Source organism: Micromonospora sp. NPDC047753 (genome assembly GCF_040642735.1).
In the GTDB taxonomy this organism is placed as follows: Bacteria; Actinomycetota; Actinomycetes; order Mycobacteriales; family Micromonosporaceae; genus Micromonospora.
The window spans coordinates 1-8,959 of sequence record NZ_JBEYSL010000274.1; the positions used below are offsets into that span (position 1 = coordinate 1).

At 69.3% G+C, this 8,959-nt stretch carries 4 protein-coding genes and 2 pseudogenes; 2 read left to right on the top strand and 4 right to left on the bottom strand.

Going from position 1 to position 8,959, the window contains the following annotated elements:
• Both ABZ749_RS21740 and ABZ749_RS21745 read right to left on the bottom strand, forming a co-directional pair.
• Positions 1-95 (bottom strand): annotated as a pseudogene (locus ABZ749_RS21740) (DNA-binding response regulator); the annotation flags it as partial.
• 489 nt (positions 96-584) lie between these two features.
• Positions 585-3,923, bottom strand: coding sequence for an ATP-binding protein (locus ABZ749_RS21745; RefSeq protein ID WP_357230356.1), 3,339 nt, complete (start codon positions 3,921-3,923; stop codon positions 585-587).
• Between the two features lie 395 nt (positions 3,924-4,318).
• Here ABZ749_RS21745 and ABZ749_RS21750 point away from each other — a divergent pair.
• Positions 4,319-4,657, top strand: a pseudogene (locus tag ABZ749_RS21750) (FAD-binding oxidoreductase); the annotation flags it as partial.
• Positions 4,658-4,675: 18 nt separating this feature from the next.
• Here ABZ749_RS21750 and ABZ749_RS21755 read toward each other — a convergent pair.
• Both ABZ749_RS21755 and ABZ749_RS21760 read right to left on the bottom strand, forming a co-directional pair.
• Positions 4,676-5,083 carry a hypothetical protein gene (locus ABZ749_RS21755; RefSeq protein ID WP_357230358.1) on the bottom strand — a complete coding sequence of 136 codons (408 nt, stop codon included), beginning with the start codon at positions 5,081-5,083 and terminating at the stop codon, positions 4,676-4,678.
• A 48-nt stretch (positions 5,084-5,131) separates the two neighbouring features.
• A complete protein-coding gene (locus ABZ749_RS21760) occupies positions 5,132-7,204 on the bottom strand; it encodes a SpoIIE family protein phosphatase (protein WP_357230360.1) in 2,073 nt (690 codons plus the stop codon).
• Positions 7,205-7,500: 296 nt separating this feature from the next.
• Between ABZ749_RS21760 and ABZ749_RS21765 the strand changes: the two genes are divergently transcribed.
• A partial coding sequence (locus ABZ749_RS21765; RefSeq protein WP_357230362.1) for a HAMP domain-containing protein occupies positions 7,501-8,959 on the top strand: 1,459 nt, incomplete at its 3' end.

Consider the following 8,959-nt stretch of genomic DNA (forward strand, 5'->3'; position numbering starts at 1 on the left):
CCGGCCCGCAGCGCCGCGAACAGGTAGTCGTCGCGGTCGAAGGTGGTGAGGATCAGCACCGCCGGCGCCCCGGGGCCGTCGGCGACGATCTGCCGCAAAAGGGGAAAAAGTCTGAGGGGTGACGCCTGATCGGGCGTCAGGGTCGGCGGCCTGGCGAGCGGGGGGCTCGTGGCGCCGGGACCCTGTGTAACGACCGCCGGGCCGGGGTCATTCCGGGTTGGCCCGTCCATCGGCACCCTCATCGCGGCGGTGCCAGCGGTCGTGGGGGTGGTAACGACCGGACCGGGGCCCGCATTCCCACCCGCTGGACGGGGCAACGAGCCCGTGGCTCTGCGATCGTCAGGGTATGTAACGGGCCCGGCCCCGCCATGATTCCGGCCCACCGGTGCGACCTGTCACGCCCACCGAGATCCTTATTCGGACAAACCCCCCACAACACCCTACTGGTGCGGTCGGAAACCGCACATATCGGGCATGATCACTTAGCGCACACCGATCGGGACGTCCCGGAGCCCCCGGAACATGCGCGTGCGTCCCAGACATAGGTCACTCGGGGCTGATCCGGCGAGCGTTAGTCGTTCGTCCTACCCAGCGCCCGGCGGGATGGGGTGATCGTTGCGGTGCCGCCCGTCAGACAGCGGCGACGTACGAACATCGACAGCACCGCGGCGCTGGTAGTCGTCCGCCAGAATCGCGACCAGCGGCGGGATGGCAGGACGCGAGACCTCGGGGGCCAACTTCGAAAGGCCCTCGATCTGCTGGATAGAAACGTCGCGCAGCCAACCCCGCCGGCCTATGACAAGTTGGCCAATCACGTCCTTGAACGCCTGAGCCTTGCCGCCCTGCCAGACCACCAAGCCGACGCGCATCGCGGCGAATACCTCTGCCACATCGCGGTCGTCGACAAGGTCACGTTCGTAGATCGTGAACAACCGGGGGAACTCGACGAACAGATTCGGGTGCTGCGCCAGCACCGGAGCGAGCCGCACCGCCGCCTCGGTGCCCTCCGACCACAGCACCATCTGGGCCAGCCTGTGTACGTCAACGTATTGGAGGCGACCAGCGTGGTGGACGAGATACTCGATGAGGAGGTTGACGATCTCCCCCGCCGAGGACTTGGTCGTGGCCGCCATGATGGTGTCGTGGTCGCCCGGGCGTTCGTCACGGTGCACCAGGGACGACACCACCTTCATGCACACGTCGCCGCGCTCGTCGAACCACTGCCCTACTCGACGACCGTGCAGGGCTGTCGCGCCGAGAAGGAACTGAAGCTCGCGAGATGAATCGCCCGCGAGGCGGGCTTCGTGTGCGTGCCGCAATAACCGGTCGATCGGTACGCTCCGTTTGGACACCAGGGGCTCGCCATCGGTGGAGAAGTCGATGGCAGAGAGAAGCATCGCCCAGCCATTGTCGTCGAGACCGGCATGCAGGAACCTGATGGTGGACTGCCACCAGGACAGCGGCTCACGATCGTCGGGCACGAGCTCGCCCAGGGCAATCGGCGCGTGTGTGAGTTCGACCAGAAGTGTGAGCAGATTACCGAGGTACGCGGCGATGCGGCCGAGCAGGTTACGCCCGGACGGGTTGTAGTCGCGAACTCGTCCGAACGTCTCGCGCTCCTGGCTGGAGCGGATGAGCGATTTCAGCTCGGCGACGATCATGGCCTGCAGCTCAGGCGACCTGGTCTCGAACAGTTCCCGAACGAAGGGCATGATCGCGCCTCCGACCGACAGTTGCTGGTGCGACAGCAGCGCGAAGAACTGGTCGTCGGTCCATTCTTGGCCGACCGGCAGGTATCGTCGCGCATTCGCGAGGCCGTCCAACTGGTGCAATACGTGGTAAGCGATCAGGTACTCACCGAACGTCGCGTGCAGAAATTCGTAACTGCTGCCGGTGACGAGACTGCTTTTGACATCCGCGGCATGAATGAAGAAGAACCTGGCGATGGTGCGGATCGCCGGATCCAGCGGGTGGGGCAAGCGCTTCCGGTTCCCGGTGGACGCGGCCGACGAGTGCAGCATCGGCGCGAGATCGAGATCCAGGTCCTGGCCACTCACCGATTGCTGCCCCCGGTTGAACATGGCGAACGCCGCGATCCCGAGTTGCCACAACTCGCGGTCCGCCTGGGCGGCGGCCTCGTCCCCACCCAGCGGTCGGCCCGCCGGCCGGGGCGCCTTCGTGACCTCACGACTCACGTAACCGTTGAGCAGCCACTGGTAAAGCTGCCCCTGCGTGACCTGACCGGCGCTGTCCACCGGCGGGGCGTCCGTCGCCCCGAAGATCGCCAGCATGAGGAGGAGCAGCGGCTGGCGAGCCAGCTCGCCCATCGACCACACGCTGTCCGCGGCCAGCGGCTTGACCGTCTCGTTGGCGATCGGCTCGCGATTGGCCTCGTTCCACATGTCGACCCACGCGCCGACCTGCTCCCGGTCGAAATCGTTCAACTTGAGCACCAACGAGCCGACCGGGATGTTCGCGATGTTGGCAACGACGGTACGGGAGGTCACCACGACAGAAACGGGCGAACCGATCGAGGCTTCCTTCTCCTGAAACGCCTGGACCTCGTGCAGGAAGCTGGACTCGGTCGCGCCGGTGGCCTGCATCAGTTCGTCCAGACCGTCAAGGAGCACCACTCTCGTGACGTCCTGACTGGCGTCGGACAGCTCACGCCACCGCACGCCGAGGTGAGTGTCGTCATCCAGGAAATCCTGAATCTGCTGGTAGATCTTGCCCGCCGGATTCTTCACCTCGCGAAGCGGCACACGGACAGCCGTGAAATGCTCAGCCGGCAACCGCGAGGCCGTGATCTTGGTGAGCAGGGACTTGCCGGCGCCCGGATGGCCGAGAATCACCAGCGGGCGCTCTGTGCTGCGGGGCGAGGCGAAATACGCGGCGAGAATGTGATCCAGGCGGTACCCGTTTCGCTGCAGCGTCCACCACTCCTCCTCCCAGGGGCGAGACTGGCCGTCGGTGACAGCCCACTGGAAGTGCGGGTTCACGTAACCCGACTCGGTCGTGGGCATCAGCAGGCCCGACATCTGATCCATCTCGGTGATCTGAGCGATCGGCTCCGACAATCGATGGCGGTTACGCTGCGCCATGATCGCCCGGGCGCGCTCGTGCTGACCATCGAGAAAGCGCGGCAGGTCGTTGAGGAGCTTCTCCATGAACGCGAGCGACCGTTGCTGGAACTCCAACGACGTCTGGTGTGCGGCCTCTTGCGCCGACGCCACCGACTCGATCTCGTCCAGCAACGCCCACATGCCGAACTCCGGCACGTCAGCCGCCAGCCGCCTGTAGTCATCGCGGTAGAGCGCGGCCGCGGTCTCGGCGATGTTCGCCTGCAGCGATTGTCCGAACTGCCAGCCCGCGACGGCCTCCATCTTCTCCCAGGCGGCGAGGCCCCGGAAGAAGCCCAGACAGTGCTCCGTCAGGGCCCGGTAGAACGGCGTTATCGAGGCCCGCAGGTTAGCCTCGAACCCACAGCCCGCCCAGGGCAGCGGCAGTTCCGCACGCAGCAGGTACGAAACAATCGTCTCGTGCGTGACGGCGCCTTCCCCACCTACCATCCGCTGTTTCTCGACCTCGGTGAGCCGAAGGCTTGCGTAGTGCTTGCCCAGCACCTCTTTCAGGGCAGCGAAGAACGCGCCCGCGGCCACCGAGGTATGCGCGGCCGCGATCAGCTGATGCCGATCCCGACCCTTGGCACCGAGGGTCCGCTCCCGGAAGCGGTCGACAGCCGTCGAGATCTGCTGGACCAGCTCGTTCTTCTGGTCGATCCATCCCCACGCGGCACTTATCGCCGGCACCGCGATGCCGGCACCCCCGCTGCCGAGGGCCGCCAACCCCAGCAGGGTGGCGAGCCTTTGACCCCACCCCGGGTCCTGCTTGCCGAGAATGCGGCGGGCGGTGTCGAACGACATTGACGAACCGCTCAACGAGAGTCCCTTCAGATGACCACCGGGAAGCGGCCACCCTAGCCCTTCGAAACCGGGCGAGCAGTCGGTTATCCGGCAGTCCCCACCCCGGTCAGCCGCGCAGATCCGCGCTTGCGGAGGCACGACGCACCACCCCCCCCGGGCAGCCAATGCACCTGACATGGGCGAAGGCCAAAGAACGACCTGAGCGACACCGGCTCTGGCGGGCGTTACCCTGACACCATGCAGGCCGTCTCCCCCACCGCGACCGGCGTGGCCTTTCTGGCCCGCCCGGGTCGCCCCGCTGTGGTGGCACGGACCCTCGCCGAGCTTGCCGGCCCCACCCGAGGTGTGGTGGAACTGCCGGTACGGCTGATGTGGAACGCCGAGCGCACCTTTGACTGGAGGTGCCGATCGGCGACCTGCACGCGGCCGTCTACGCGCTGCGCGACGCGGCCGGAGCGCCGGTGCCGGTGCGCGGCTCCGCCGGGCTGGGCGTGGTGCACGCGGCACTGCCCGGGGCTCTGGCAGCCGACCGGGTGGCGTCCATCCTGGCCGCCGTCAGAGGGGTGCTGTTGGCCCGGCAGGGTCGCTGCGTGGTGGTCTCCGCTCCGGCGGCGGTCCGCCAGGCGGTCGACCTCTGGGGCGAGCTGGCTGGCCTGGCCCAGTTGCGGGCCGCGAAGCGGCACCTGGATCCGGAGCACCGGCTCGCGCCCGGCCGGCTCCCCGGCGGCCTGTGAGGCCGGGCCGGCAGAGGGTCAGTCCATCCACCACCGGTGCATGTCCAGCAGCGGCGGGGTGAGACGGGCCACCATCACCAGCAGGCCGCCCACCGCACCGGCCAGCAGCAGTGACCGGGTCACCCGGGGCAGGACCGCGCGCTCCCGGGCGACCACCGCCCCCGCGACGATCGCCAACGGCAGCCCGAGCACCGCACCCGTCAGGTAGAGCACCGCCACCACGGGGTGGAGCACACCGAAGAAGGCGATGTCCTTCGGGTCGTACGCGCCGGTCAGCATCTCGGCCGGCCCGACGCCGGCGCTCGTCATCCGTCCGACGTAGAGCAGCAGCACGGCGAGGAACCCGCCGATGGTCGCGAACTGCGCGGCGATCAGGGCCCGCACCGCCGGCCGGGAGTACGACGTGACCTGCGCGACGCTCGTCATGGCCGTCAATCTACCCAGCGGGCCGACATCCGGGGGCCCGTGCGGCGGTCAGGTCGCGTCGTTGCGGAGCACCAGGACGGCGATGTCGTCCCGGGGCGGCTCGACCGAGAAGTTGATCGCCGCGGCGCGCAGCCGGGCGGCCACCACGTCGGCCGAGTATCCGGCCAGGGGCGCGGCGGCGTCCCGCAGCCGGTCGGTGCCGAACAGCTCCCGGCCGCGCCTCCGCTCGGTGACGCCATCGGTGTAGAAGATCAGCGAGTCGCCCGGTGCGAGCGTGATCTCCGCCGTCGGCGAGGTGATCGTGTCGAGCAGGCCGAGCGCGGTGCCGCCCGTGCCGACGAACCCGGCACCGCCCGCTGCGGCAAGCAGCACCGGCCGGTCGTGCCCTGCGAGGTGCAGCGAGACGTCCAACTGGTCACCCTCGCCCGGCCCGACCGCTGCCAGCGCCAGCGTGCAATAGCGACCGCCGCCGCGCTCGACAAGTGTCTCGTTGAGCCGCGCCAGCGCCTCCGGTAACGGTTTGCCGTCGCCGACCAGCACTCGGATCACGTCCCGGACCAGCCCGGTCACCGCAGCGGCCTGGACACCCTTGCCGGAGACGTCACCGATCACCACCAGCCAGCGCCCGTCGGGCAGCGGCACCACATCGTAGAAGTCGCCACCCACCTCGGCGTCGTCGCCGGTCGGGACGTACTCGGCGGCGAAACCGATCCCGTCCACCAGCGGCAGCACCGGCGGCAGCAGAGACTGCTGGAGCGTCTGCGCCACCCGACGGCGTTCGGCATGGATCCGGGCGTTCTCGATGGCCAGCGCGGCCCGCCGGGCCACGTCCTCCAACACGGCCACCTCGTCCGGGTCGTGCCGGTGCCGCTGGTGTCGCCCCACCGCCAGGGTCCCGAGTCGCTGCCCGCGCGCGATCAGCGGAACGGCGAAACCCTCCATCGGCCCGCCCAGGGGAATCTGCGCCGCGCTGCGGGACGCCTCGCGGAGGCGGGCCTGGATCGAGTCCGGACCGGTCTCGGCCAGCACCTTGTGCAGTTGCGGAAGCATCGACTCGTCGGCGTGGCTGGCCGCCGCCAGCCGGAGCCGACCCCACTCGTCGGTGGTGTGCACCGCGCACCACTGACCGAGTCGCGGCACCACCAACTGCGGCACCAGCGCCATGGTCAGGTCGACGTCGAGCGACTGGGCCAGCAGCTCGCTCGCCTCGGCCAGGAAGGTCAGCCACACCTGCCGGCGGACATCGGCCCGGCGCAGCCGGTCGTTCTCCAGGTGCAGCGACAGCCGCTCGGCGGTGAGCACCGCCAACGGTTGGGCGTACGCCGACGGCGCGGCGTCCAACTCCAACTCCCCGGCGTACGGGCGGTGCACAGTCAGTGGCACCCGGAGCAGTTCGCTGCCGGGGCGGGGTGGCCGACCGAAGCGGGCCAGCACCTGGCTGCCCTGCCCGTCGCCCCGGTCCAGGCGGATCGTGCCGCCGGCTGCGCCCACCATCTCGGCGACCCGGCTGAGCAGGCTGGTGGCGAAGTCGGGCAACGGGTCGTCCCCGTACAGGTCGGGGGCGGTCTGCATGAGTTCGCTCATCGCGCTGGCGCTCGGCGCGGACCCGTCGGTGCTCGTCCAGGGGCCGGCGTTGGCCGGTGTCGATTCGCTGATGGTCCCGCTGCTGGGCAGCTCGGTGCCGGGGCGGTCCAGCCGGAACCAGACGCCCTTCCCGGTGGGCAGGTAGGTGGTGCCCCAGCGGCTGGCGAAGTGGTCGACGAGCAACAGGCCCCGGCCCCGCACGGAGACCTCGTTGATCTCGGCGGAGTCGTTGCGGTCGCCCACGGTCAACTCGTCGCCGGAACCGGGTGCGAAGTCGGAGACGGTGACGGTCAGCCCGATCTCGTCCGCGACGACCTCGATGTCCAGTTCGGTGCGGGCGTGCTCGACGGCGTTGGTGGTCAGCTCGGTGGTGAGCAGCAGCGCCTCGTTGGCCAGCTCGTCCAGGTGTGACTCGGTCAACACCGAACGGACCACGGCGCGGGCGGCGGCCGGTGTGCGCCGGTCGGCGGGCAGCCGGACCCGCCGGACGGCCCCGTCCTGGGCCCCGGCCGTCGCGGGCCCAACCTCGCCTGACACCCCCGTATCCTCCACCGTCGCACTGCCGGGTGCCAAGCCGATCAACGATCCAGTGCTGTCGCGTCGCTCAGCGGCACCGTTGGGGGCGTTGGGGGCGGACGCGTCGAAACGATTGGCCCGGGAGCCGGGCGAGGTTTGCGGCGCGGCGTGCCGGCCCGACGCCGATCGGGCGGGTCGACGGGGCGATCGATGCCACCTGGCGGGTCGCGCACCCTGGCACCACGGCGCGCGCGGGCACAATATGGGGTGCCGGTGTGTGCGCACGGACCGGCGCCCCCCGAGTTGAGCGAGGAATGATGACCACGTCGAAGCAGTCGGTGGCGGATCCGTCCGCGCTCGACAACGAGGCGCTCCTCGGTGAGTTGACCGAGGCACTGCGACGGATCGGGCGGGGCGACCTGAAGGTCCGGCTTCCCCGCCGGGCCGGCGCGGCCGGTGAGGTGGCGGACGCCTTCAACGAGGTGGTCTCGCTCCAGGAGCGGCAGTATCTGGACCTGCGGCGGATCAGCCGGATCGTCGGTCGCGACGGCCGGCTCACCGAGCGGCTCGACGACGAGGGGCTGGACGGCTCCTGGGCGGAGGGGCAGCGGGCGATCAACTCACTGATCGACGACCTGGGTCGACCGACCACGGAGATCGCCCGGGTGATCGTTGCGGTCGCCGACGGTGACCTGTCCCAGCACATGGCGTTGGAGATCGACGGTCGGCCGCTGCGCGGTGAGTACCTGCGCATCGGGCGCACCGTGAACACGATGGTGGACCAGCTGTCGTCGTTCTCCAACGAGGTGACCCGGGTGGCCCGTGAGGTGGGCACCGAGGGCAAGTTGGGTGGCCAGGCCGATGTGCGGGGCGTCGCCGGCACCTGGAAGGACCTCACCGACTCGGTGAACACCATGGCGTCGAACCTGACCGGCCAGGTGCGGTCGATCTCGCAGGTGGCGACGGCGGTGGCCAAGGGTGACCTGTCGCAGAAGATCACCGTCGGCGCGCGTGGTGAGGTGGCCGAGCTGGCCGCCACGATGAACTACCTGACCGACACGCTGCGGCTCTTCGCCGAGCAGGTGACCCGGGTGGCTCGTGAGGTGGGCACCGAGGGCAAGTTGGGCGGCCAGGCCGAGGTGCCGAACGTGGCCGGCACCTGGAAGGACCTGACCGACAGCGTCAACTCGATGGCGTCGAACCTGACCGCCCAGGTCCGTAACATCGCGCAGGTCTCCACGGCGGTGGCGCGCGGCGACCTGTCGCAGAAGATCACGGTGGCGGCGCAGGGCGAGATCCTGGAGTTGAAGGACACCGTCAACACGATGGTGGACCAGTTGTCGTCGTTCGCCGACGAGGTGACCCGGGTCGCGCGTGAGGTGGGCATCGAGGGCAAGCTGGGCGGCCAGGCCCAGGTGCGCGGCGTCTCCGGCACCTGGCGGGACCTCACCGAGAACGTCAACCAGTTGGCCGGCAACCTGACCAGCCAGGTCCGCAACATCTCCCAGGTCTCCACCGCCGTGGCGAAGGGCGACCTGTCGCAGAAGATCACGGTGGACGCCCAGGGCGAGATCCTGGAGCTGAAGAACACCGTCAACACGATGGTGGACCAGTTGTCGTCGTTCGCCGACGAGGTGACCCGGGTGGCCCGTGAGGTGGGCACCGAGGGCAACCTGGGCGGTCAGGCGCAGGTGAAGGGCGTTTCCGGCACCTGGCGGGATCTGACCGACAACGTGAACTCGATGGCGTCGAACCTGACCAGTCAGGTCCGCAACA

Bases quoted from the DNA above. Each gene is read 5' to 3' on its own strand.
- ABZ749_RS21745 (WP_357230356.1), bottom strand. From the start codon at position 3,923: ATGTCGTTCGACACCGCCCGCCGCATTCTCGGCAAGCAGGACCCGGGG.
- ABZ749_RS21755 (WP_357230358.1), bottom strand. From the start codon at position 5,083: ATGACGAGCGTCGCGCAGGTCACGTCGTACTCCCGGCCGGCGGTGCGG.